Source organism: Streptomyces echinoruber (assembly GCF_014651135.1).
Classification (GTDB): Bacteria; Actinomycetota; Actinomycetes; order Streptomycetales; family Streptomycetaceae; genus Streptomyces; species Streptomyces echinoruber.
This window is the reverse complement of the sequence record NZ_BMWH01000001.1, coordinates 471,406-493,402: the sequence shown is the minus strand read 5'-3', so window position 1 is coordinate 493,402 and position 21,997 is coordinate 471,406. Positions and strand designations below refer to the sequence as shown.

The 21,997-nt window shown below is 71.5% G+C and carries 20 protein-coding genes and 1 riboswitch; of the genes, 15 read left to right on the top strand and 5 right to left on the bottom strand.

Going from position 1 to position 21,997, the window contains the following annotated elements:
- Positions 1 to 131 precede the first annotated feature (131 nt).
- Positions 132 to 1,418: a M48 family metallopeptidase gene (locus IE225_RS02025; RefSeq protein WP_190055506.1), complete on the top strand. Its 1,287-nt coding sequence runs from the start codon at positions 132 to 134 to the stop codon at positions 1,416 to 1,418.
- A 220-nt stretch (positions 1,419 to 1,638) separates the two neighbouring features.
- Here IE225_RS02025 and IE225_RS02020 read toward each other — a convergent pair whose 3' ends face one another.
- On the bottom strand, positions 1,639 to 1,848 hold the full coding sequence (locus IE225_RS02020; protein WP_190055505.1) for a hypothetical protein: 210 nt from the start codon (positions 1,846 to 1,848) through the stop codon (positions 1,639 to 1,641).
- Between the two features lie 143 nt (positions 1,849 to 1,991).
- Here IE225_RS02020 and IE225_RS02015 point away from each other — a divergent pair, with 143 nt between their 5' ends.
- Positions 1,992 to 2,966, top strand: coding sequence for a carbohydrate kinase family protein (locus IE225_RS02015; protein WP_190055504.1), 975 nt, complete (start codon positions 1,992 to 1,994; stop codon positions 2,964 to 2,966).
- A 158-nt stretch (positions 2,967 to 3,124) separates the two neighbouring features.
- On the opposite strand, the gene IE225_RS02010 is transcribed toward IE225_RS02015, so the two are convergent.
- On the bottom strand, positions 3,125 to 4,507 hold the full coding sequence (locus IE225_RS02010) for a cysteine desulfurase/sulfurtransferase TusA family protein (protein ID WP_190055503.1): 1,383 nt from the start codon (positions 4,505 to 4,507) through the stop codon (positions 3,125 to 3,127).
- Positions 4,508 to 4,913: 406 nt separating this feature from the next.
- Here IE225_RS02010 and ctaC point away from each other — a divergent pair, with 406 nt between their 5' ends.
- From ctaC to IE225_RS01990, 4 genes are all read left to right on the top strand, one after another.
- Complete coding sequence (ctaC, locus tag IE225_RS02005; RefSeq protein WP_190055502.1) at positions 4,914 to 5,873, top strand: aa3-type cytochrome oxidase subunit II; 960 nt, start codon at positions 4,914 to 4,916, stop codon at positions 5,871 to 5,873.
- The gene (ctaD, locus tag IE225_RS02000; protein WP_190055501.1) at positions 5,870 to 7,606 is read left to right on the top strand and encodes an aa3-type cytochrome oxidase subunit I; all 1,737 of its coding nucleotides are present in this window, start codon (positions 5,870 to 5,872) and stop codon (positions 7,604 to 7,606) included. The genes ctaC and ctaD overlap by 4 nt, the downstream gene beginning before the upstream one ends.
- On the top strand, positions 7,603 to 8,001 hold the full coding sequence (locus tag IE225_RS01995; RefSeq protein ID WP_190055500.1) for a cytochrome c oxidase subunit 4: 399 nt from the start codon (positions 7,603 to 7,605) through the stop codon (positions 7,999 to 8,001). The genes ctaD and IE225_RS01995 overlap by 4 nt, the downstream gene beginning before the upstream one ends.
- A gap of 152 nt (positions 8,002 to 8,153) precedes the next feature.
- The gene (locus IE225_RS01990) at positions 8,154 to 9,407 is read left to right on the top strand and encodes a L,D-transpeptidase (RefSeq protein ID WP_190055499.1); all 1,254 of its coding nucleotides are present in this window, start codon (positions 8,154 to 8,156) and stop codon (positions 9,405 to 9,407) included.
- A gap of 79 nt (positions 9,408 to 9,486) precedes the next feature.
- On the opposite strand, the gene IE225_RS01985 is transcribed toward IE225_RS01990, so the two are convergent.
- Positions 9,487 to 9,888, bottom strand: coding sequence for a response regulator (locus IE225_RS01985; protein WP_190055498.1), 402 nt, complete (start codon positions 9,886 to 9,888; stop codon positions 9,487 to 9,489).
- A 200-nt stretch (positions 9,889 to 10,088) separates the two neighbouring features.
- Here IE225_RS01985 and ctaE point away from each other — a divergent pair, with 200 nt between their 5' ends.
- The 6 genes from ctaE to IE225_RS01955 all read left to right on the top strand — a co-directional run bounded on the left by ctaE (position 10,089) and on the right by IE225_RS01955 (position 17,490).
- Complete coding sequence (gene ctaE / locus IE225_RS01980; RefSeq protein ID WP_190055497.1) at positions 10,089 to 10,709, top strand: aa3-type cytochrome oxidase subunit III; 621 nt, start codon at positions 10,089 to 10,091, stop codon at positions 10,707 to 10,709.
- Positions 10,710 to 10,781: 72 nt separating this feature from the next.
- Complete coding sequence (gene qcrC, locus IE225_RS01975) at positions 10,782 to 11,591, top strand: cytochrome bc1 complex diheme cytochrome c subunit (protein ID WP_190055496.1); 810 nt, start codon at positions 10,782 to 10,784, stop codon at positions 11,589 to 11,591.
- A complete protein-coding gene (qcrA, locus tag IE225_RS01970; protein WP_190055495.1) occupies positions 11,588 to 12,646 on the top strand; it encodes a cytochrome bc1 complex Rieske iron-sulfur subunit in 1,059 nt (352 codons plus the stop codon). Before qcrC ends, qcrA begins: the two co-directional genes overlap by 4 nt.
- A complete protein-coding gene (qcrB, locus tag IE225_RS01965) occupies positions 12,643 to 14,280 on the top strand; it encodes a cytochrome bc1 complex cytochrome b subunit (protein ID WP_190055494.1) in 1,638 nt (545 codons plus the stop codon). The genes qcrA and qcrB overlap by 4 nt, the downstream gene beginning before the upstream one ends.
- A 170-nt stretch (positions 14,281 to 14,450) precedes the next feature.
- Positions 14,451 to 15,515 carry an anthranilate phosphoribosyltransferase gene (gene trpD, locus IE225_RS01960; RefSeq protein ID WP_190055493.1) on the top strand — a complete coding sequence of 355 codons (1,065 nt, stop codon included), beginning with the start codon at positions 14,451 to 14,453 and terminating at the stop codon, positions 15,513 to 15,515.
- 193 nt (positions 15,516 to 15,708) lie between these two features.
- Positions 15,709 to 15,825: riboswitch (SAM riboswitch) on the top strand.
- A 267-nt stretch (positions 15,826 to 16,092) separates the two neighbouring features.
- Positions 16,093 to 17,490, top strand: a complete 1,398-nt coding sequence (locus IE225_RS01955; protein WP_190055492.1) for an aminotransferase class V-fold PLP-dependent enzyme — start codon at positions 16,093 to 16,095, stop codon at positions 17,488 to 17,490.
- Between the two features lie 118 nt (positions 17,491 to 17,608).
- On the opposite strand, the gene IE225_RS01950 is transcribed toward IE225_RS01955, so the two are convergent.
- Together IE225_RS01950 and IE225_RS01945 are read right to left on the bottom strand one after the other, a co-directional pair.
- On the bottom strand, positions 17,609 to 17,890 hold the full coding sequence (locus tag IE225_RS01950) for an Lrp/AsnC family transcriptional regulator (protein ID WP_190055491.1): 282 nt from the start codon (positions 17,888 to 17,890) through the stop codon (positions 17,609 to 17,611).
- The gene (locus tag IE225_RS01945) at positions 17,887 to 18,675 is read right to left on the bottom strand and encodes a rhomboid family intramembrane serine protease (protein WP_190055490.1); all 789 of its coding nucleotides are present in this window, start codon (positions 18,673 to 18,675) and stop codon (positions 17,887 to 17,889) included. Before IE225_RS01945 ends, IE225_RS01950 begins: the two co-directional genes overlap by 4 nt.
- Before the next feature lie 154 nt (positions 18,676 to 18,829).
- Between IE225_RS01945 and IE225_RS01940 the strand changes: the two genes are divergently transcribed.
- The 3 genes from IE225_RS01940 (at position 18,830) to IE225_RS01930 (ending at position 21,906) form a co-directional block, all read left to right on the top strand.
- Positions 18,830 to 19,069, top strand: a complete 240-nt coding sequence (locus tag IE225_RS01940) for a hypothetical protein (RefSeq protein ID WP_190055489.1) — start codon at positions 18,830 to 18,832, stop codon at positions 19,067 to 19,069.
- A gap of 35 nt (positions 19,070 to 19,104) precedes the next feature.
- Entirely contained in the window at positions 19,105 to 20,454 is a 1,350-nt protein-coding gene (locus IE225_RS01935) for an NYN domain-containing protein (protein ID WP_190055488.1), read from the top strand.
- A gap of 402 nt (positions 20,455 to 20,856) precedes the next feature.
- Positions 20,857 to 21,906: a C40 family peptidase gene (locus tag IE225_RS01930; protein WP_190055487.1), complete on the top strand. Its 1,050-nt coding sequence runs from the start codon at positions 20,857 to 20,859 to the stop codon at positions 21,904 to 21,906.
- Positions 21,907 to 21,997 lie beyond the last annotated feature (91 nt).

Sequence of the window (21,997 nt, the reverse complement as noted above, 5' to 3'; positions counted from 1 at the left end):
TGGATCACGGTGCGGTCCGGGACGGCGACCGCGCCTTTCACCCGTCCCCGTCCGCATGGTCGACTTGCCCGACGCGCTGTACGGGCGGCCCGGTGGGGGAGCCGTCCGGAATGGGGGGAGGGGAAGCCGTCATGTCCGCGGTCGCGGAGGAGACGACACGGCCGTGCCCGCAGTGCGGCACGCGGATCCGGGTCGACCGCCGGTTCATCGCCTGGTGCGCCGCCTGCGACTGGAACCTGGATCCGCAGCCGCCGCAGCCGGAGCCGAAACGGTTCGCGCGAGCGGAACAGGCCCTCGCCCGACGGCACGGCGAGCAGCTGCTCGCCGAGATGCTGAGTGGGGCGGAACCCCGCCCGCGGCGCGACGCCCCGGCGGTCCTGGCCGTCGCGCTCGCGCTCGCCGTGCACGGCGTCACCGTGGTGCTGGCGGTCGTCGGCGTCTGGTGCGCCGTGGCGGGCCGGGGCGGCCCGGGCACGTTCCTGGGCCTGCTGCTCCTGGCCGTGGCCGCGGTGCTCGTACCGAGATTCCCCAAGCTGCCCGACGACCGGCCCGTCCTGTTCCGCGCCGACGCGCCCGAACTCTTCGCCCTCGTCGACGAGATCGCCGGCGTGGTGGGCACCCGGGGGGTGCACGCGGTCGTGGTGGACGAGCGCGTCAACGCCGCCGTCACGACCTACGGTGTGCGCGGCCGGCGGCTGCTGGTCCTGGGCATGCCCCTGTGGGAGATCCTCACGCCGGAGGAGCGGATCGCGCTGCTCGGCCATGAGCTGGGGCACTACGCCAACGGCGACACCCGGCACGGCCTCGTCGTGCGCACGGCGGTCCGGAGCCTGTCCCTGTGGCACCACACCCTCCGGCCGCTGCCCGACCCGTCCCCGGCCGAGATGGTCGTGAACGTGCTCTACGTCCTGCCCAGGCTGCTGGTCCGGGGCGTGCTCGCGCTTCTCCTCCGGCTGACCGCGCGGGCCGGGGTGCGCGCCGAGTACCTCGCCGACCGGCTGGCCGCCCGCGTCGCCTCCACACAGGCCGCGGCGGCGCTCATGGACCGGTTGCTGATAGCGGACTCGCTCGGCGTGTTCCTGCGGAGCGAGTCCGGCAAAGCCGCCCTCGGTGGCTCGCGGTCCACCCGCGAGGCCGCGGCCCGCGCGGACGAGCTGTGGGGAGCGCTCACCGCGTACACGGCGTCCGTCCCGGAGTACGAGTACGAGCGGCAGCGGCGCGTCGGAGCCCGGCGCGGGCACCGCGTCGACGCCACTCACCCGCCGACCCACCTGCGCCGCACCTGCCTGCTCGACGGCCCGCACGTGGAGGCGGCCGTGGTCCTGGACGCGGACCGGAAGCACCGGATCGACCAGGAGGTCGCCGCCGCCCGCACCGAGGTGGCCCGCCGCATCCTGCGCGACGGCTTCACCGGTTAGAGCCCGTCGAGGCAGGGCCGTTGGATCCCGTCGAGGCGGGGCCGGCCACGGCCGCCCGCCGAGGCAGGGCCGTTGGATCCGTCGAGGCAGAGCCGACCACGGCCGCCCGTCGAGGCAGGGTCGGTCGCGGCCGCCCGCCGAGCCGTCGAGACAGGACCGGCCGCGGCCGCTTGTCGAGGACTGCGGCCGGCGCCCGGCCGGTCCGGACGGAACCGCCGTGCTAGTCGCCGTACTCCGACATCGCGTCGAGCAGCCGGGCCGAGCGCGCCGGCACGGACACGCCGTGGATGCGGGAGGGGGAGACGGGACGGGACACGCCCGGCTCGGGGGGCGCCCAGTGCGGGGCCATCCGCAGGCAGTCGCCACGCAGCGCCTCCAGGCCGCCGTCGGACTCGGCCGGGGCCGTGCGGTGAGGCTCGAGGTTCGTCATAACCGCACCGTAGGCACGCTCGAGCCCGCGGAGAAAGATCTACCATCGGGTAGGTTTGACCCGCTCGGAGCCTTCAGGGGCACCGCGCCGACCCGGTAGCGTGAACCGTCCATCCCCCTCCCCTCCAGGAGAGAGTCCACGCCGTGCGCATCGCAGTCACCGGCTCCATCGCCACCGACCACCTCATGACGTTCCCCGGCCGCTTCACCGACCAGCTCGTGGCGGACCGGCTGCACACGGTCTCGCTGTCCTTCCTGGTCGACAAGCTCGACGTACGGCGGGGCGGCGTCGGCGCGAACATCGCCTTCGGCATGGGTCAGCTCGGCACCCGGCCCATCCTGGTCGGCGCGGCCGGCGCCGACTTCGACGAGTACCGGGCCTGGCTGGAGCGGCACGGCGTCGACACCGACTCCGTGCGCATCTCCGAGACCCTGCACACCGCCCGCTTCGTGTGCACCACGGACGCCGACCACAACCAGATCGGCTCCTTCTACACGGGTGCGATGAGCGAGGCCCGCCTGATCGAGCTGAAGACCGTCGCCGACCGCGTCGGCGGCCTCGACCTGGTCCTCATCGGCGCCGACGACCCGGAGGCGATGCTGCGGCACACCGAGGAGTGCCGCACGCGGAACATCCCGTTCGCCGCCGACTTCTCCCAGCAGATCGCCCGCATGAACGGCGAGGAGATCCGGATACTGGTGGACGGGGCGGCGTACCTGTTCTCCAACGAGTACGAGAAGGGCCTCATCGAGACCAAGACCGGCTGGAGCGACGACGAGGTCCTCTCCCGCGTCGGCCACCGCATCACCACCCTCGGCGCACGCGGCGTCCGCATCGAGCGCAAGGGCGAGGACCCCGTCGAGGTCGGCTGCCCCGAGGAGGAGCGCAAGGCCGACCCGACCGGCGTCGGCGACGCCTTCCGCGCCGGCTTCCTCTCCGGCCTGGCCTGGGGCGTCTCCCTGGAGCGCGCCGCCCAGGTCGGCTGCATGCTGGCCACCCTCGTCATCGAGACCGTCGGCACCCAGGAGTACCGCCTGCGCCGCAGCCACTTCATGGAGCGCTTCACCAAGGCCTACGGCGACGAGGCCGCCGCCGAGGTCCGGGCGCACCTGTCGTAGCCCTCCAGGCCCGCGAGGCCCGGCGGGCGGCAACCCGCGAAGCCCGGCGGACGGCGGCCCACGTGGTCCGCCGGGCCCTGGTCCACGGGGTACGGCGGGCCCGGGCCTGCGCGGTCCGCCGGGCCGCGGTCCACGAGGTCGCCGCACCACGTAGGCCACTACGAGGTCCGCCGCACCACGTAGGCCGCGCCGCGGTCCGCCGGCTCCTCGCCGACGTACTTCTGCCCGCGCATCTCGCACCACGCCGGGATGTCCAGCCGCGCCGCCTCGTCGTCGGCCAGCACCCGCACGGTGCCGCCCACCGGCACGTCCCCGATGGCCTTCGCCAGCTCGATCACCGGAATCGGGCAGCGCCGCCCGAGGGCGTCCACGACCAGCGCGGGCCCGCCCACGGCCGCCCCCGCGGCCGGCGCCGGCGCCCCCAGCTTCGCCCGCACCGCCGCCACCGCCTCCGGCAGCACCTCCAGGAAGCGCTCCACGTCCCGCGCGGCCGTGCCCGGCGGCAGCGACACCCGCACGTTGCCCTCGCTGAGTACGCCCATCGCCTTCAGCACATGGCTCGGGGTGAGCGTGCTGCTCGTGCAGGACGAGCCGGAGGACACCGAGAAACCGGCGCGGTCCAGCTCGTGCAGCAGCGCCTCGCCGTCGACGTAGAGACACGAGAAGGTGACGATCCCGGGCAGCCGCCGCACCGGGTCGCCCACCACCTCCACGTCCGGCACCAGGTGCGGCACCCGCGCCCGGATCAGCTCCGTCAGCTCCCGCAGCCGCGCCGCCTCCGCGTCGGCCTCGGCCCGCACCGCGCGCAGCGAGGCCACCGCCGCCACGATCGCCGGGATGTTCTCGAACCCGGGCGCCCGCCCCGCCTCCCGCTCGTCGGCCGGCCCCGGCGCCGCGAACCGCACCCCCTTGCGCACGGCGAGCAGCCCGACCCCGGGCGGCCCGCCCCACTTGTGGGCGCTCGCCGCGAGCAGCGACCAGCCGCCCTCCACCGGCCCCCAGCCCAGCGACTGCGCCGCGTCCACCAGCAGCGGCACCCCCGCCGCCCGGCACGCCTCGGCCGCCTCCGCCACCGGCTGTACGGTCCCCACCTCGTGGTTGGCCGACTGCAGACACGCCAGCGCGGTGTCCGGCCGCAGCGCGGCACCGTACGCCCCGGCCGGGACCGCTCCCGTCCGGTCCACGGCGACCTGCGTCACCGACCCGCCGTCCGCCTCGTGCACCTCGGCCGCGTGCAGCACCGACGAGTGTTCGACCGCCGACACGATCAGGTGCCGTCCGACCCGCCGCCGCCCGGCGAGCGCCCCGGCGACGCCCGTGTGCACCGCCCGGGTGCCGGAGGAGGTGAACACCAGCTCGTCCGGCCGGCACCCCACCAGGTCGGCGGCCGTCTCGCGCGCCGCGTCCAGCAGCATCCGGGCCTTCCTGCCCTCCCGGTACAGGCGCGCCGGATCGGCCCATCCCTCGTCGAGACTGGCGGCGAGCGCCTGCCGGGCCACGGGATGCAGGGGAGCGGCGGAAGCAGCATCGAAGTAGGACACACCGCAACGCTAGAACGCCGCGGCGGGGGACGCCCCGGAAGGGGTGGGAGAGCCGGGGGCCGCCCGCACCCGCCCGCACCCGCCCGCACCCGCCCGCGCGGGATCGGGAGCGCCGCGCCGTGCGGGACCGGGAGCGCCGTGCCGCGCGGAGCCGGGACATTGGTGCTGGTGAGCGCCCCTTCAATGCCCCCGCAACGCCTCCGCAGCGCCCCCTCGGCGCCCCCTCGGCGTCCCGCAAAGGTGACCCCCGGCGCGTACGGCCCCCCCTCCCCGCGAACCCGCGAGGGGTGTCCAGTAGGGTTTGGTCCGCATAAACATCCAAACCCCTGCCCGCCGCAGGGCGGCGACCGACCAGCGAGGAGGCCGCAGCCGAGCAGCGCGGGCGAGACTCTCGGGAAGGCGCTACGTGAGTCCCAACGGCTCCGACCGCTCGCCGCGGCGCCCGATGCGGCGGAAGCTGCTGCAGGCACTGACTGCGGGCCTGGTCCTGGCGACCGCGACCGGTTGCACATACAAGGACTTTCCCCGGCTTGGTATGCCTACCCCGACCACGGAAGAGGCTCCGCGGATCCTCTCCCTGTGGCAGGGGTCCTGGGCGGCCGCGCTCGCTGTCGGCTGCCTGGTGTGGGGCCTGATCCTGTGGAGTGCCCTCTTCCACCGGCGCAGCCGCACGAAGGTCGAGATTCCCCCGCAGACCCGGTACAACATGCCCATCGAGGCGCTGTACACCGTGGTCCCGCTGCTCATCGTCTCGGTGCTGTTCTACTTCACCGCCCGGGACGAGTCCGAGCTGCTCAGCCTCAAGAAGAAGCCCGACACCACGGTCAACGTGGTCGGCTTCCAGTGGAGCTGGTGCTTCAACTACATCGAGAAGGTGGACGGTTCCAACGGCGACGCCAAGACCGCCAAGGAACTGAACGCGATCCCGGACCGGTACAAGAAGGACTTCCCGGCCGGTGCCGGCGGCGTCTACACCTGCGGTATCCCCGGCGAGCGCAATCCGCAGAACGGCAACCCCGGGCCGACCCTGTGGCTCCCCAAGGGCAAGACGGTCCGTTTCATCCTGACCTCGCGTGACGTCATCCACTCCTTCTGGGTGCTGCCGTTCCTGATGAAGCAGGACGTCATCCCCGGCCACACCAACGCCTTCGAGGTGACCCCCAGCAGGGAGGGCACCTTCCGCGGCAAGTGCGCCGAGCTGTGCGGTCAGGACCACTCCCGGATGCTCTTCAACGTGAAGGTCGTCTCTCCCGAGCGCTACCAGCAGCACCTCAAGGACCTCGCGAAGAAGGGGCAGACCGGTTACGTTCCCGCCGGCATCGCGCAGACGAGCCACGAGAAGAACCGGGAGACGAACAACCTGTGAGCATCGTCAACGAACCTCACGGTGCCGCGGCACCTGAGGAGACCTACGAGAACGAGCTGCCGGTTCGGCGCCGGAAGCCCGGCAACGTCGTGGTGAAGTGGCTCACCACCACCGACCACAAGACCATCGGAACGCTCTACCTGTCGACCTCGTTCGCGTTCTTCTGCATCGGTGGCGTCATGGCGCTGCTCATGCGCGCCGAGCTGGCCCGCCCGGGCCTGCAGTTCATGTCGACCGAGCAGTTCAACCAGGCGTTCACGATGCACGGCACGATCATGCTGCTGATGTTCGCGACGCCGCTGTTCGCCGGCTTCGCGAACTGGATCATGCCGCTGCAGATCGGTGCGCCGGACGTGGCGTTCCCGCGTCTGAACATGTTCGCCTACTGGCTGTACCTGTTCGGCTCGCTGATCGCCGTGGCCGGCTTCCTCACCCCGCAGGGCGCCGCCGACTTCGGCTGGTTCGCCTACGCGCCGCTGTCCGACGCGGTGCACTCGCCGGGCGTGGGCGGCGACATGTGGATCATGGGTCTGGCCTTCTCCGGCTTCGGCACGATCCTCGGCTCGGTCAACTTCATCACCACGATCATCTGCATGCGCGCCCCGGGCATGACCATGTTCCGCATGCCGATCTTCACGTGGAACGTGCTGCTGACCGGTGTCCTGGTCCTGCTGGCCTTCCCCGTGCTGGCGGCGGCGCTGTTCGCCCTGGAGGCGGACCGCAAGTTCGGCGCCCACGTCTTCGACCCGGCCAACGGCGGCGCGCTGCTGTGGCAGCACCTCTTCTGGTTCTTCGGCCACCCCGAGGTGTACATCATCGCCCTGCCGTTCTTCGGCATCATCAGCGAGGTCGTCCCGGTCTTCTCCCGCAAGCCGATGTTCGGCTACATGGGCCTGATCGGCGCGACCATCGCGATCGCGGGTCTGTCGGTGACGGTGTGGGCGCACCACATGTACGTCACCGGCGGCGTGCTGCTGCCGTTCTTCTCCTTCATGACCTTCCTGATCGCGGTCCCGACCGGTGTGAAGTTCTTCAACTGGATCGGCACCATGTGGAGGGGCAGCCTGTCCTTCGAGACGCCGATGCTGTGGGCCACCGGCTTCCTGGTCACCTTCACCTTCGGTGGTCTGACCGGTGTCATCCTCGCCGCGCCGCCGCTGGACTTCCACATCTCCGACTCGTACTTCGTGGTGGCCCACTTCCACTACGTCGTCTTCGGCACCGTCGTCTTCGCGATGTTCTCCGGCTTCCACTTCTGGTGGCCGAAGTTCACCGGCAAGATGCTCGACGAGCGCCTCGGCAAGATCACGTTCTGGACGCTGTTCATCGGCTTCCACGGCACCTTCCTGGTCCAGCACTGGCTGGGTGCCGAGGGCATGCCGCGCCGGTACGCCGACTACCTGGCGGCCGACGGCTTCACCGCCCTGAACACGCTCTCGACCATCTTCTCGTTCGTGCTCGGCGCGTCGATCCTGCCGTTCTTCTACAACGTGTGGAAGACCGCCAAGTACGGCAAGCCGGTCGGCGTGGACGACCCGTGGGGCTACGGCCGCTCGCTGGAGTGGGCGACCTCCTGCCCGCCGCCGCGGCACAACTTCCTCACCCTGCCGCGGATCCGCTCCGAATCCCCGGCTTTCGACCTGCACCACCCGGAGATCGCCGCGCTCGACCAGCTCGAGAACGTCGGTCACGGTGAGAAGGCCCTCGCCGGCGGCAAGGAGGCCGGGAAGTGAAGATCCAGGGCAAGATGTTCATGTGGCTGAGCGTCTTCCTGCTCGTCATGGCGATCGTCTATGGCGTGTGGTCGAAGGAGCCGGCCGGTACCACCGCCCTCTTCCTGTCCTTCGGACTGGCCATCATGGTCGGCTTCTACCTGGGCTTCACCGCCCGGCGGGTCGACGTGGGGGCGCAGGACAACAAGGAGGCCGACGTCGCCGACGACGCCGGTGAGGTCGGGTTCTTCAGCCCGCACAGCTGGCAGCCGCTGTCGCTGGCCGTCGGCGGCGCGCTGGCCTTCCTCTCCATCGCGATCGGCTGGTGGCTGCTGTTCTTCTCGGCGCCGCTGATCCTGGTCGGCCTGTTCGGCTGGGTCTTCGAGTACTACCACGGCGAGAGCCGCACGCAGTAGCACGGCCGAAGCCGCGCAGTAGCACATCGCGCACCGGCCGGGAGCCCGGACACTCCGTGAGGAGGTCCGGGCTCCCGCTTTCGGCGTAGCGGATGTCCTCCGTCCGGGTTACCGGGCGCGCCGTCGTTGACGGGCCTTCCTAGCGTGAGGCCATGAGGAACAATCCGCGCACCCGCACCGCCACCGGCTGCACCCTGCTGGTGATCGCCCTCGCCGCCGGCGTCACCTCCTGCAGTGGCGACGGCAACCCGCTGACGGCCTCCCCGTACGACGCCTCCGACCAGATCTCCGTCAACGTGCCCACGGGCGCGGGGAAGAAGGCCGACCCGGACAAACCCCTGGAGATCACCGCGGAGGACTCCGACGGGCGCATCACGGACGTCACGGCCGTGGACGCCATAGGACGCCACCTGGCGGGCGAGCTCTCCGCCGACGGCAGCCGCTGGCGCAGCACCGAGCCGCTGGCCGCCGACGCCCGCTACACGGTGCGGGTGAGCACCGAGGACGACGACGGCGCACCCGGCCGCCGCGTCCTCACCATCGACACCGGCCGGCCCGCCGACCGGGCCTACCTGGACGTCACGTTCGGCCCCGAGGCGGGCACCTACGGCGTCGGCCAGCCCCTCACCGCCAAGCTCAGCCGGCCGGTCAAGGACAGGGCCCAGCGCGCCCTCGTCGAACGCGCCCTCCACGTCGACTCCACGCCCGCCGTCGAGGGCTCCTGGTACTGGGTGGACGACAAGGAGCTCCACTACCGCCCCCGGGACTACTGGCCCGCCCACGCCACCATCCAGGTGCACAGCACCCTGGAGGGCATAAAGATCGGCGACCGCGTGTGGGGCCGCCGCTCCGCGCCCCTGAAGATCACCACCGGCGACCGCGTCGTCGCCGTCACCGACGCCGCGACGCACCAGATGACCGTGTACCGCAACGACGAGGAGATCAACCAGATCCCCGTCACCACCGGCAAACCCGGTTTCGAGACCCGCAACGGCATCAAGGTGGTGCTCGCCAAGGAGGCCTTCGTCCGCATGCGCTCGTCCACCGTCGGCATCGCCGCGGGATCGTCGGACTCCTACGACCTGAACGTCCGCTACGCCACCCGGCTCACCTGGAGCGGCGAGTACGTCCACGCCGCCCCCTGGTCCGTCGACTCCCAGGGCCGCGCCAACGTCAGCCACGGCTGCACCGGCATGAGCACGGACAACGCCGAGTGGTTCTTCAACACCGTCCGCAAGGGCGACGTGGTCAAGGTCGTCAACTCCGACGGCGACCAGATGGAGCCCTTCGGCAACGGCTTCGGCGACTGGAACCTGAGCTGGGAGAAGTGGCGCGAGGGCAGCGCGCTGACGGGCGGCGGCGCCGCGAGGCACCAGGACGCGTCCCGACTGCGACCGGCGGCGTGACCCGCCGGGGAGGCGGGGCGGCGCGGCCGGGCCCCCGCGCAAGCGTGCGGGGCCCGGCGGAAACCGGGCGGGGCGGCGGCTACGCGCCCACCAGCTTGCGCCCGCGCAGCAGGGACGCCAGCGCCGAGGCGAACTCCACCGGGTCCACCGGCAGGGGCACCGCGGCGTCCGCGCGGCTCCAGGTGGCCAGCCACGCGTCCTGGGGGCGCCCCATCAGCAGCAGCACCGGCGGGCAGTTGTAGATCTCGTCCTTGATCTGCCGGCACAGGCCCATGCCGCCCATCGGCACGGCCTCGCCGTCCAGCACGCAGACGTCGATCCCGCCCCGGTCCAGCTCGCGCAGCACGGCCTGCGGGGTCGCGCACTCGACGAACTCCACCAGGGGCGCGTCCGGGGCCGGGCGGCGCCCGGTGGCCAGCCGCACCTGCTCCCGGGTGTTCGCGTCGTCGCTGTAGACCAGCACCGTGGCGGTCGGCTGCATGCTTCCTCCGGGGGACGTCGTTGTCTGGGGTAGCTGTCTGGGATAGCCGTGTCTGGGATGACCGTGTCTGGAAAGCCGTGCGGATCGGGAACGCCTCCCGCGGATGCTACCCCCTGGAACACCACGTCAACAGCGGTACGGGCGGTATGGACACTCCGAACGGGACCCCCGGAGTGAGGGCGGGATAAGCGGGCGACATAATGGCGGTCGTGGCGACAGCAACGACAGTAGAAACCGGGCACGCGCACCCGTCGGTCAATCGACCGAACCTCACCAGCGTCGGAACGATCATCTGGCTGAGTTCCGAGCTGATGTTCTTCGCGGCCCTCTTCGCGATGTACTTCACCCTGCGGTCGGTGACGGGGCCCGAGCACTGGAAGGAGATGGCGAGCCATCTCAACTTCCCGTTCTCGGCGACGAACACCACGATCCTGGTGCTGTCCTCGCTCACCTGCCAGCTCGGCGTGTTCGCCGCCGAGCGCGGTGACGTGAAGAAGCTCCGGGGCTGGTTCATCGTCACCTTCATCATGGGTGCGATCTTCATCGGCGGCCAGATCTTCGAGTACACCGAGCTGGTCACGAAGGACGGCCTCTCGCTCTCCTCCGACCCGTACGGCTCGGTGTTCTACCTGACCACCGGCTTCCACGGCCTGCACGTGACCGGCGGCCTGATCGCCTTCCTGCTGGTGCTCGGCCGCACCTACGCGGCGCGGAGGTTCACCCACGAGCAGGCGACCGCGGCCATCGTCGTGTCCTACTACTGGCACTTCGTCGATGTCGTCTGGATCGGCCTCTTCGCCACGATCTACATGATCAAGTAACCGCGGCGCGCATCCGCGTGCCCGAACGTCCCAGAAGCATCGACGCAGAAGATCCTGACACCGGGGTAATCCGTGAAAAAGCTCTCCGCACGACGACGCCATCCGCTGGCGGCGGTCGTCGTCCTACTCCTCGCGCTGGCGGCCACTGGGGGGCTGTACGCCGCCTTCGCGCCCGCCGGCCGGGCGCAGGCCGACGACTCGGCGCAGTCCCTCACCATCGAGGAGGGCAAGAAGCTCTACGAGGTCGGCTGCGCCAGCTGCCACGGCACCGGTGGCCAGGGCACCAGCGACGGTCCGAGCCTGGTGGGCGTGGGCGCGGCGGCCGTCGACTTCCAGGTCGGCACCGGCCGCATGCCGGCCCAGCAGCCGGGTGCGCAGGTCCAGAAGAAGCCGAACATCTACTCGCAGGCCGAGATCGACCAGCTCGCGGCCTACGTCGCGTCGCTGGGCGCCGGTCCGTCCGTGCCGACCAAGCAGCAGTACGACCCGGCGGGCGCGGACGTCGCCCGGGGCGGCGAGCTGTTCCGCACCAACTGCACCCAGTGCCACGCCTTCAAGGGCGTGGGCGGTGCCCTGACCAAGGGCAAGTTCGCACCCGACCTCAAGGATGTGTCCGCGAAGCACATCTACGAGGCCATGCAGACGGGCCCGCAGAACATGCCGTCCTTCCCGGACACGACGCTCACCGAGCAGAACAAGAAGGACATCATCGCGTACGTCAAGGCGATCAACAGCGACCAGACCGTCAGCCAGGGCGGCCTCGAGCTGGGCGGTCTCGGCCCGGTCAGTGAGGGTCTGTTCGCGTGGGTCTTCGGACTGGGTGCGCTGATCGTCGTCGCCGTCTGGGTTGCCGCTCGGACCGCAAAGGCCAAGAAGTCATGAGTAGCCACGACATTTCCGAAGAGAACCTGCCCGAGCAGCGGGGCGCCGCGCAGGGTGCGGTGCGGCTGGCGGACGAGAAGAACCCGTTCGCCGACCCGGGGCTGCCGCCGCACGAGCACCGCCGCCAGGACGTCGACGAGCGGGCCGCCAAGCGTTCCGAGCGCGTGGTCGCCCTGCTGTTCACGGTGTCGATGCTGGCCACGATCGCCTTCATCGCCGCCTACGTGACCATCCCGGTCGACAAGGCGATCTACGTCTTCCCGCTCGGGCACATCAGCGCGCTGAACTTCGCGCTCGGCCTGACCCTGGGCACGGCGCTGTTCACCATCGGCGCGGGCGCGGTCCACTGGGCCCGCACCCTGATGTCCGACGTCGAGCTGGTCGACGAGCGTCACCCGATCGAGGCCTCCCCGGAGACCCGCGCGAAGGTCCACGCCGACTTCCAGCAGGGCGCCAAGGACTCGCAGCTCGGGCGCCGCAAGCTGATCCGCACCACCATGTTCGGCGCGCTCGCGCTGGTTCCGCTCTCCGGCGTGGTGCTGCTGCGCGACCTCGGCACGCTGCCCGGGACCAAGCTCCGCCACACGCTGTGGTCCAAGGGCAAGCTCCTGGTCAACATGAACACCAACCAGCCGCTGCGGCCCAGCGACATCGCCGTCGGCTCGCTCACCTTCGCCAAGCCCGAGGGCCTGGAGGAGAAGAGCGAGGAGTTCCAGGACGAGATCGCCAAGGCCGCCCTGATGATCGTCCGGCTGCAGCCGGAGGACATCAAGGACAAGCGCGAACTCGAGTGGTCGCACGAGGGCATCGTGGCGTACTCGAAGATCTGCACCCACGTCGGTTGCCCGATCTCCCTGTACGAGCAGCAGACGCACCACGTGCTGTGCCCGTGCCACCAGTCCACCTTCGACCTCTCCGACGGTGCCCGAGTGATCTTCGGCCCCGCCGGTCACCCGCTGCCGCAGCTGCGCATCGGCGTGAACGACGAGGGCTATCTTGAGGCGCTCGGCGACTTCGAGGAGCCCGTCGGTCCTGCATTCTGGGAGCGCGGATGAGCACTACGACGAGCAACGAGTCCCGCTCTCGCGGGAAGGCCCCGGCGGGCGAGCGGCTCGCCGACTGGGCCGACGGCCGGCTCGGGATCTACTCGCTGGCCAAGGCCAACCTGCGCAAGATCTTCCCCGACCACTGGTCGTTCATGTTGGGTGAGGTCTGCCTCTACAGCTTCATCATCATCATCCTGACGGGTGTCTACCTGACGCTGTTCTTCCACCCGTCGATGAACGAGGTGGAGTACCACGGCTCCTACGTCCCGCTGCAGGGACAGCTGATGAGCGAGGCCTACCGGTCCACGCTGAACATCAGCTTCGACGTGCGCGGCGGTCTGCTGATCCGGCAGATCCACCACTGGGCCGCGCTCGTCTTCCTCGGCGGCATGTTCGTGCACATGATGCGCGTCTTCTTCACGGGCGCGTTCCGCAAGCCGCGCGAGATCAACTGGCTGTTCGGCTTCCTGCTGTTCGTCCTGGGCATGTTCACCGGCTTCACCGGCTACTCGCTCCCGGACGACCTGCTCTCCGGCACCGGTATCCGCTTCATGGAGGGCGCGATCCTGTCCGTGCCGATCGTCGGCACGTACATCTCGTTCTTCCTCTTCGGCGGCGAGTTCCCGGGCCACGACTTCGTGGCGCGGTTCTACTCGATCCACATCCTGCTGCTGCCGGGCATCATGCTCGGCCTGGTGGTCGGCCACCTGATCCTGGTCTTCTACCACAAGCACACGCAGTTCGCGGGCCCCGGCCGCAAGAACACCAACGTCGTGGGCATGCCGCTGATGCCGGTCTACATGGCCAAGGCGGGAGGCTTCTTCTTCCTGGTCTTCGGCGTCATCGCGGCCATCGCGGCGATCGCGTCCATCAACCCGATCTGGACCATGGGCCCCTACCGCCCGGACCAGGTCTCCACCGGCGCCCAGCCCGACTGGTACATGGGCTTCGCCGAGGGACTGATCCGCGCCATGCCCGGCTGGGAGATCAACTTCTGGGGCCACACCCTGGTCCTGGGCGTGTTCATCCCGCTGGTGCTGTTCGGCGTGGTCCTCATGGTGATCGCGGCCTACCCGTTCCTGGAGGCCTGGGTCACCGGCGACAAGCGCGAGCACCACATCCTGGACCGCCCGCGCAACGCGCCGACCCGCACCGCCTTCGGTGTCGCCTGGATCACCGTGTACATGGTGGGTCTGATCGGCGGTGGCAACGACCTCATCGCCACCCACTTCCACCTGTCGATCAACGCGGTCACCTGGTTCGTGCGGATCGCGTTCTTCGTCGGCCCGGTGATCGCGTTCATCGTCACCAAGCGGATCTGCCTCGGCCTGCAGCGCCGGGACCGCGACAAGGTGCTGCACGGGCGCGAGTCCGGCATCATCAAGCGGCTGCCGCACGGCGAGTTCATCGAGGTGCACGAGCCGCTCAGCCAGGAGCAGATGTACACGCTCACCGCGCACGAGCAGTACAAGCCGGTCGAGATCGGCCCGACGGTCGACGAGAACGGCGTCGAGCGCAAGGTGAAGGGATCCGAGAAGCTGCGCGCCAAGCTCAGCAAGGCGTACTACGGCGAGGACTCCCAGATCCCCAAGCCGACCGTCGAGGAGTACCGGGAGATCACCAGCGGCCACGGCCACCACTGATCACTGCGTCGCCACACCGGCAAGGGCCCCGTCCTCCCCCAAGCTCTTAACGAGCAGGGGGTACCCCCACCCGGACGGGGCCCTTCCCGCTGCCCGGGCCTGGATAGGGTGGACCTGCCCCCGCGACGGACGGGGGCGCGGATTGACCACCTACGACCCAGGAGCGGCTGATGAACGCTGTGACCCCCGCTGGAGGCGACACCGCGGCGGGCCGTTCCTGGCCCGAGGTGCTGAACGCCCTGCTGGAGGGCCGGGACCAGAGCGCCGAGGCGACGGCGTGGGCGATGGACCGGATCATGCGCGGCGAGGCGACGGACGCCCAGATCGCCGGGTTCGTCGTGGCGCTGCGGGCCAAGGGCGAGACGGTCGAGGAGATCACCGGCGTGGTCCGGGCCATGTACGAGCACGCCAACGTCATCGAGGTGCCGGGCCGCACGGTCGACATCGTCGGCACCGGCGGCGACGGCGCGAAGACGGTGAACATCTCCACGATGTCCTCGCTCGTGGTGGCCGGCACCGGCGCCAAGGTCGTCAAGCACGGCAACCGCGCGGCCTCCTCGGCGTCGGGCTCCTCGGACGTGCTGGAACGGCTCGGCGTCAACCTCGACCTGACGCCGCAGCGGGTGGCCGAGGTCGCGGAGGAGGCCGGCATCACGTTCTGCTTCGCGGTGAAGTTCCACCCGGCGCTGCGGCATGTCGCCGCCGCACGCGGCCAGTTGGGCATCCGCACGGTGTTCAACGTGCTCGGACCGCTGACCAACCCGGCCAGGGTGAAGGCGCAGGCGGTCGGGGTCGCCGACCCGCGCATGGCGCCGATGATCGCCGGCGTCCTGGCCGAACGCGGCAACTCCGCCCTGGTCTTCCGCGGCGACGACGGCCTGGACGAACTGACCACGACCTCCACCTCCCGGGTCTGGGTGGTCCGGGACGGCAAGGTGACCGAGGAGACGTTCGACCCGCGGGACGTCGGCATCGAACGGGTTCCCGTGGAGGCCCTGCGCGGCGGCGACCCGTCCTACAACGCGGAGGTCGCCCGCCGGCTCCTGGACGGCGAGCAGGGCCCGGTCCGGGACGCGGTGCTGCTGAACTCGGCCGCGGCCCTGGTGGCCCTGGACCCGACGGACGCCCCCCTGCCCGAGCAGCTGCGGGCCGGCATGGAGAAGGCCGCGGAGTCGATCGACTCCGGCGCGGCCCGGCGGACGCTGGAGCGCTGGGTGGAGGCCAGCAATCGGTAGCAGCCGGTGGCAACCGGTGGCCCGGCGGGGGCGCCTCGCCGGCGGCGTGCGGGCGGCACGGGCCCGCGTGTCAGTGGTGTACGCGGGCAGCGGCACGGGCCCGCGCGCCGGTGGCGGGCGCCGGGCCGGGCGATGTCCCGGTATCCGGACACGAGTTGCGCGGCCACGATCACTTCCCGTAGCTTTTCCGGCAGGTCATGAGCGACAGCCACTCGGCCCCGGCCGGCTGTCCGGCAACCCTCCGTCCGCGGCGGGGTGCCCCGGGTGAGGACCAGGTCGCAGGCAGCGAGGTCTGCGGCAAGCGCGGACCCCTCACGCGCCCGTGTACGGGCGCGGGGCCAGGGGTCCTGGTCGTACGAGGGAGTCCTTCCGTGAGCAAGCGAATGCGCTAGGGCCGCAGAGCCCCGCCTCCGCATCCCCCGCCGGTCTCCGGCCATCCTTGCCGGTCCGCCGGTCTGCCGGTCTCCGGCCATCCCTGCCGGTCTCCGGCGATCCGTGTCGCCTTCACCCCCACCCGCGTCCGCGCCGAGCGCCGCCCGCTCGCGCGGCGGGTTCCGCACGCCTTACGGGAGTTCCCATGTCCGTTTCCACGTCCGTCTCCACGCCTGTCTCCACGTCCGTCTCCGCCGCTGCTGCCGACCGCTCCGTCCGCCCCCCGCTGCCCGTTCTGGGCCGTGACGTCACCGTCCCGCTCGTCACCGGCGGCGAGGTGGCATACGCCGCGCTCGACTACGCCGCCAGCGCCCCGGCGCTGCAGCGGGTGTGGGACGACGTGGCGGCGTACGCGCCGTACTACGGCAGCGTGCACCGGGGCGCCGGATACCTGTCGCAGCTGTCGACGGAGCTGTTCGAGAACGCGCGCGGGACGGTCGCGGAGTTCCTCGACTGCCGCCCGACCGACCAGGTCGTCTTCACCCGGTCGACGACCGACTCCCTCAACCTCCTCGCCCGGGCGCTCCCGGCCGGCTGCGAGGTCTTCGTCTTCGAGACCGAGCACCACGCCGCGCTGCTGCCCTGGCGCCGGGCGAAGGTGACGTACCTGGACGCGCCGCGCAGCCCGCGGCAGGCGGTCGAGACCCTGGAGCGCGCCCTGGCCGACCGCGACCCCCACGGCCCCGCCCTGGTCTGCGTCACCGGCGCCTCCAACGTCACCGGGGAGCTGTGGCCGGTGCGCGAACTGGCCGCCGCCGCGCACGCGCACGGCGCCCGCATCGTCCTGGACGCCGCCCAGCTCGCCCCGCACCACCCGGTGAGCGTGCGCGACCTCGACGTCGACTGGGTCGCCTTCTCCGGGCACAAGCTGTACGCCCCGTTCGGCTCCGGCGTTCTGGCCGGCCGCGCCGACTGGCTGCGCGAGGCGGAGCCCTACCTCGCCGGCGGCGGCGCCAGCCGCAGGGTCGCCCGGCGCGCGGACGGGGGCGTGGACGTGGAGTGGCACGAGGGCGCCGCCCGCCACGAGGCCGGCTCCCCGAACGTCATCGGCGCCCATGCCATCGCCTCGGCGTGCCGGGCCCTGACGGAGGCCGGCTGGGAGACCCTGGTCGCCCGCGAGCGGCACCTGCTCGAGCGGGTGCGGGCCGGACTGGCCGGGATTCCGCAGGTGAGGGTGTTGTCCCTGTTCGGCGACGACGCGCCGCGCGTGGGCGTGCTCTCCTTCGTCGTCGACGGCTGGAGCAGCTCCCACCTCGCCGCCGCCCTCTCCGCCGAGTACGGCATCGGCGTGCGCGACGGCCTCTTCTGCGCCCACCCCCTGGTACGCGCCCTCCTCGGCGGCGACCCGCACACCCGGGGCGAGTGCGGCGCCCCCGAGGCCGCGCCCGGCGAAGAGCCCCTCCACGCCGTCCGCGTCAGCTTCGGCGCGGGCACGCCCGAGGAGCATCTGGACCGCTTCGTCACCGCCGTCGGGGAGCTGGTGCGCCACGGGGCGAAGTGGACCTACCGTACGGAGGGCGGCCGCTGCGTACCGGCCGTCTGACCGCGGTTCGGTTCAGGCGCGGTTCGGTTCAGGCGCAGTTCCGTTCAGGTGCAGTGCCGGTCGGCCGCGGTGCCGGCCGGCCGCGCGCCCGGCCGGAGGGCGGGGCGCGGGCGGCGGTTCAGGAGTCGAGGCCGATCGCGAACGCCGCCTCCAGGTCGTGCTGGGAGTAGGTGCGGAAGGCCACGTGGGTGTCGGTGGCCCGCACGCCGGGGATCTTGCTGATCCGGCCCGGGATGACCTCGGCGAGGTCCTCGTGCTGCCGGACGCGGACCATGGCGATGAGGTCGTAGGTGCCGGTGACGGAGAAGACCTCGCTGACGTTCTCCAGCGAGGCGATCTGCTCGGCGATCTCGGGGATCCGGTCCACGCTGGTCTTGATGAGCACGATCGCGGTGATCACGGCTGGTCCTCTCCCTGGGTGGCCGGGGCTGGGGCGGACCTCACTCTAGTCGGACGCCCGAAACGGGCCCACGCGTAGCCCAGGCCCAGCCCGAAGCCCACCAGGTGGGCCAGGTAGGCCACGCCGGGCCCGGCGTGGGCGCGGCCCAGGGCCAGCCACTGCAGCACCACCCAGAAGGGCAGCACCACCCACGCCGGGAAGCGCAGGGGCAGGAAGAACAGGAACGGCAGGACGCTGGTGACCCGGGCGGTGGGAAAGAGCCACAGGAACGCGCCGAGGACGGCGGAGATCGCGCCGGAGGCGCCGACCAGGGTCTGCCCGGAGGCCGCGTGGGCGGCTGCGTACCCCAACAGGGCCAGGTAGCCGCACCCGACGTAGAACAGGGCGAACCGCAGCCGCCCCATGCGTTCCTCGGCCATCGCGCCGAAGACGTGCAGGAACAGCATGTTGCCCAGCAGGTGCACCCAACCGGCGTGCACGAACAGGGCCGTGACGGGGGTCAGGGCGGCACCGGGGCCGCCGGGGAACAGCTCGGCGGGGATCACGCCCCAGCGGCGGAAGTGGGCCCGCCGCGCGGCGAGCAGCTCGTCGCCGGAGCCGTAGGCCGGGTTCAGACCGGCCGCCGGGCCCAGCACGAAGACCAGGCAGCACAGGGCGATGAGGGCGTACGTCACCGGGGCGGACACCCCCCGGACGCGCCCGGCCGCCCGGGCCGCCGCCGCGCCCCACGCGCCGATCCTGCCGCTTCCGCCGCTCCTGCGACTCCTGTCACTCCTGCCGGTCATGGACAGAGCATGGCGTAACGGGACGCATCCGTCCGGACCGCCTCGCCGCCGTGGAGGGAGGGGCGGGGAGCGGCCCCCAGGCCGTAGGGTTACGAGCCACACGCGCCGGGAAATCGGCGCATCACGGAAACTAGTAGGAAAGAGACCGGCCACGATGACGGTTCCCGTGCCGACCGCCACGACGCGGTGGCGCTGCACCCTCTGCGGCAATCTCACCCGCTTCGACGTGACCCGCTCCTCGAAGGTCGTCGAGTACGTCCACCTCGACCTGGCCGGAGAGCCCACGGTGGAGGAGCGCGAAGTGGTCAGTGAGACGATCGAGTCGGTGCGCTGCCGTTGGTGCAACGCCGTGGACCAGGTCGAACTCGTGGACAGGCCGGGCGCCGGCTCCTGAGGGGAGCGGGGCCCGTACGGACAGTGGGGTGACGGATGGCGGAGACCGCAGGCGGGGGGCCGGGCGACGGCGCCGCTGAGGTGCTCGACCGTCCGCTGCCCGAAGGAGTGCGCCGCCGGGTCGTGCAGATCGCCTGCGACGGCTTCGGCGGGCTGACCCTGGCCGAGCTGCCCGCGCAGCTGCGGCAGTACGCGCGTTTCACACCGAGCCGCCGCGCCAAGTTCGCGGGCAACGCGATGGCGGCGGCCCTGGAGACCGATCCGCTGTTCCGGCAGCGCGTCGGGGAGAAGTTCAAAGAGGCCCAGCCGGAACTCGCCGGCGCCGTCGACTCCGGCTCGCCGCCCCCGGCCGCGGATCCGCTCGACGTGGCGGCCGCGGCCTATGTGCTGCGCCCGCCGGGCTGGGTGAAGCTGGTCACCGCGGCCGGCGAGGAGGCCCTGCGCGCCGACGCCGAACGCGCCGACCGGGAGAACCGGGCGGAGCTGGAGCGGCTGCGCGCCGAACTGGCCGCCGCCCGCGAGCAGACCCGCACCGAGACCGAGCGGCTGCGCGCCGAGCTCGACGCGGCGAAGAAGGAGACGGAGTCGCTGCAGCGCAAACTGCGCGCCGCCCTCAGCGACGTCCGGCGGGGCGAGGCCGCGCTGCGCAAGCTGCAGGGCGAGATCGAGACCGTGCGCGCCGAGGGGCAGGCGCAGCTGTCCGCGGCCGAGAGTGAGAACCGGCGCCTCAAGGCGCGCCTGGGGGAGGCGGAGGCGGCCCTGGAGGCCACCCGCCGGGCGGCGCGCGAGGGGCGCAGCGTCGAGGACATGCGCGTCCGGCTGCTGCTGGACACCCTGCTGGACGCCACCCAGGGGCTGCGCCGGGAACTCGCGCTGCCGCCGGTGTCGGTGCGCCCGGCGGAGACCGTGGACGCCGTGGAGCCGGGGCGGATGAGCCCCAAGGACATCGCCGCGCGCGCCCTGTCCGACGACGACCCGCAGGTCCTCGACCAGTTGCTCGCGCTGCCGCAGGCGCACCTGGTCGTCGACGGCTACAACGTCACCAAGACCGGCTATCCGCAGATGCCGCTGGAGAAGCAGCGGCTGCGCCTGCTCGGACAGCTCTCCCAACTCGCCGCGCAGACCGGCGCCGAGGTCACCTGCGTCTTCGACGGGGCGGAACTGGCCGCGCCGGTGCTGCTCGCGCCGCCGCGCGGAGTGCGCGTGCTGTTCTCCAAACCGGGCGTCACCGCCGACGAGTTGATCCGCCAGCTGGTGCGCGCGGAGCCCCCCGGGCGGCCCCTCGTCGTCGTCTCCACCGACCGCGAGGTCGCCGACGGCGTGGCCCGCGCGGGCGCCCGCCCGGTGGCCTCCGCGGCGCTGCTGAAGCGCTTCTCGCGCGGCTAGCGGGGCAGAGTGGGGCTGGGTGGGGCTAGTGAGGCCGAGTGGGGCTGAGCGGGGCCGAGTTTGGCGGTGGGGCGGGGGCCGGCCGCGGGGTGACCGCATCCGGTGCATGCGTCCCGTAGGTCCCGGCCGCAACGTAACCGGCCTATGCCCGAATTGAGGGAATCACTACGCTGTGTGACCCACGCAGCGTCAACCTCGCGTAACCGCACGTGAGTTCTCCGCAAAAAATGCATTGCGTGACGATATTTTTGGCTGCCAGGATTTGAACTGATCACAACGGGGTCACTAGGGTCTGGGCTCGAACCTCCGCTCGGGTGATCACTCGCACCGGGTGAGTGACGGCGGAGGACCCCGCCCGCCGGCGTGTCGGTAGGCGGCTGGAGGAAGAAGGAGCTCGCCCCCGTGGCGTCCCACCGTCGTCCCAAGCAGCCGAGCCGCGCACGTGTGACCGTGCTGACCACCGCAGCCGCCGCTGCTGTCGCCCTGACCTCGCAGGCCGCCCACGCGGCGCCGAGCGAGAAGCCCACCAAGGACGAGGTCAAGGCCAAGGTCGACAAGCTCTACGAAGAGGCGGAGCAGGCCACCGAGAAGTACAACGGGGCCAAGGAGAAGCAGGAGAAGCTCCAGAAGGAGATCTCCACCATCCAGGACAACGTCGCACGCGGTCAGGAGGAGCTCAACAAGCTCCGCGACAGCCTGGGTTCGCTCGCCGCCGGCCAGTACCGCACCGGCAGCATCGACCCGTCCCTGCAGCTCTTCCTCTCCTCGGACCCCGACGAGTACCTCGACAAGGCCTCCACGCTCGACCAGTTGAGCGCCCAGCAGGTCGAGGCCCTGAAGAAGGTCCAGGACAAGCAGCGCGAACTCGCCCAGGAGCGGGCCGAGGCCGCCGAGAAGCTGAAGGACCTGCAGGCCACCCGCACCGAACTCGGCAAGAAGAAGAAGGAAGTCCAGGCCAAGCTGGCCGAGGCGCAGAAGCTGCTCAACTCCCTCACCGCGAAGGAGAAGGCGGAACTCGCCGCCGAGCAGCAGCGCGCCAGCCGCGCCAGCCAGGCGCGCGTCGAACTGGACCCGAGCGGCTCCGACAGCTCGGCCTCCAGCCGGGCCGCCGCCGCCTTCGCCGCCGCCCAGAGCAAGCTCGGCTCGCCGTACGTCTACGGCGCCTCCGGCCCGTCCTCCTTCGACTGCTCGGGCCTGACCTCCTGGGCCTACGCCCAGGCCGGCGTGTCCATCCCGCGCACCTCCGAGGCCCAGGCGCAGATCGGCACCCGCATCTACTCGGTCAACGACCTCAAGGTCGGCGACCTGGTGTTCTTCTTCAACGACCTGCACCACGTCGGCCTGTACGCGGGCAACGGCCAGATCCTGCACGCGCCGCGCACCGGCACGGTGGTCCGCTACGAGTCGATGAGCACCATCGGCGGACCGTTCATGTTCGGCGTCCGCGTCTGAGCCGCCGGGCGTCCGGCCCGCACCCCCGCACCCCCGTACCCCGCACCCCGGACGCCGACCGCCCGAACGGGCGAATCACCACAACCCGAAA

Bases quoted from the DNA above. Each gene is read 5' to 3' on its own strand.
- IE225_RS01985 (WP_190055498.1), bottom strand. From the start codon at position 9,888: ATGCAGCCGACCGCCACGGTGCTGGTCTACAGCGACGACGCGAACACC.
- IE225_RS01990 (WP_190055499.1), top strand. From the start codon at position 8,154: ATGAGGAACAATCCGCGCACCCGCACCGCCACCGGCTGCACCCTGCTG.
- IE225_RS02020 (WP_190055505.1), bottom strand. From the start codon at position 1,848: ATGACGAACCTCGAGCCTCACCGCACGGCCCCGGCCGAGTCCGACGGC.
- IE225_RS01945 (WP_190055490.1), bottom strand. From the start codon at position 18,675: ATGACCGGCAGGAGTGACAGGAGTCGCAGGAGCGGCGGAAGCGGCAGG.
- IE225_RS01940 (WP_190055489.1), top strand. From the start codon at position 18,830: ATGACGGTTCCCGTGCCGACCGCCACGACGCGGTGGCGCTGCACCCTC.
- IE225_RS01935 (WP_190055488.1), top strand. From the start codon at position 19,105: ATGGCGGAGACCGCAGGCGGGGGGCCGGGCGACGGCGCCGCTGAGGTG.
- qcrB (WP_190055494.1), top strand. From the start codon at position 12,643: ATGAGCACTACGACGAGCAACGAGTCCCGCTCTCGCGGGAAGGCCCCG.
- qcrA (WP_190055495.1), top strand. From the start codon at position 11,588: ATGAGTAGCCACGACATTTCCGAAGAGAACCTGCCCGAGCAGCGGGGC.
- IE225_RS01955 (WP_190055492.1), top strand. From the start codon at position 16,093: ATGTCCGTTTCCACGTCCGTCTCCACGCCTGTCTCCACGTCCGTCTCC.
- ctaE (WP_190055497.1), top strand. From the start codon at position 10,089: ATGGCGGTCGTGGCGACAGCAACGACAGTAGAAACCGGGCACGCGCAC.
- trpD (WP_190055493.1), top strand. From the start codon at position 14,451: ATGAACGCTGTGACCCCCGCTGGAGGCGACACCGCGGCGGGCCGTTCC.
- IE225_RS02025 (WP_190055506.1), top strand. From the start codon at position 132: ATGTCCGCGGTCGCGGAGGAGACGACACGGCCGTGCCCGCAGTGCGGC.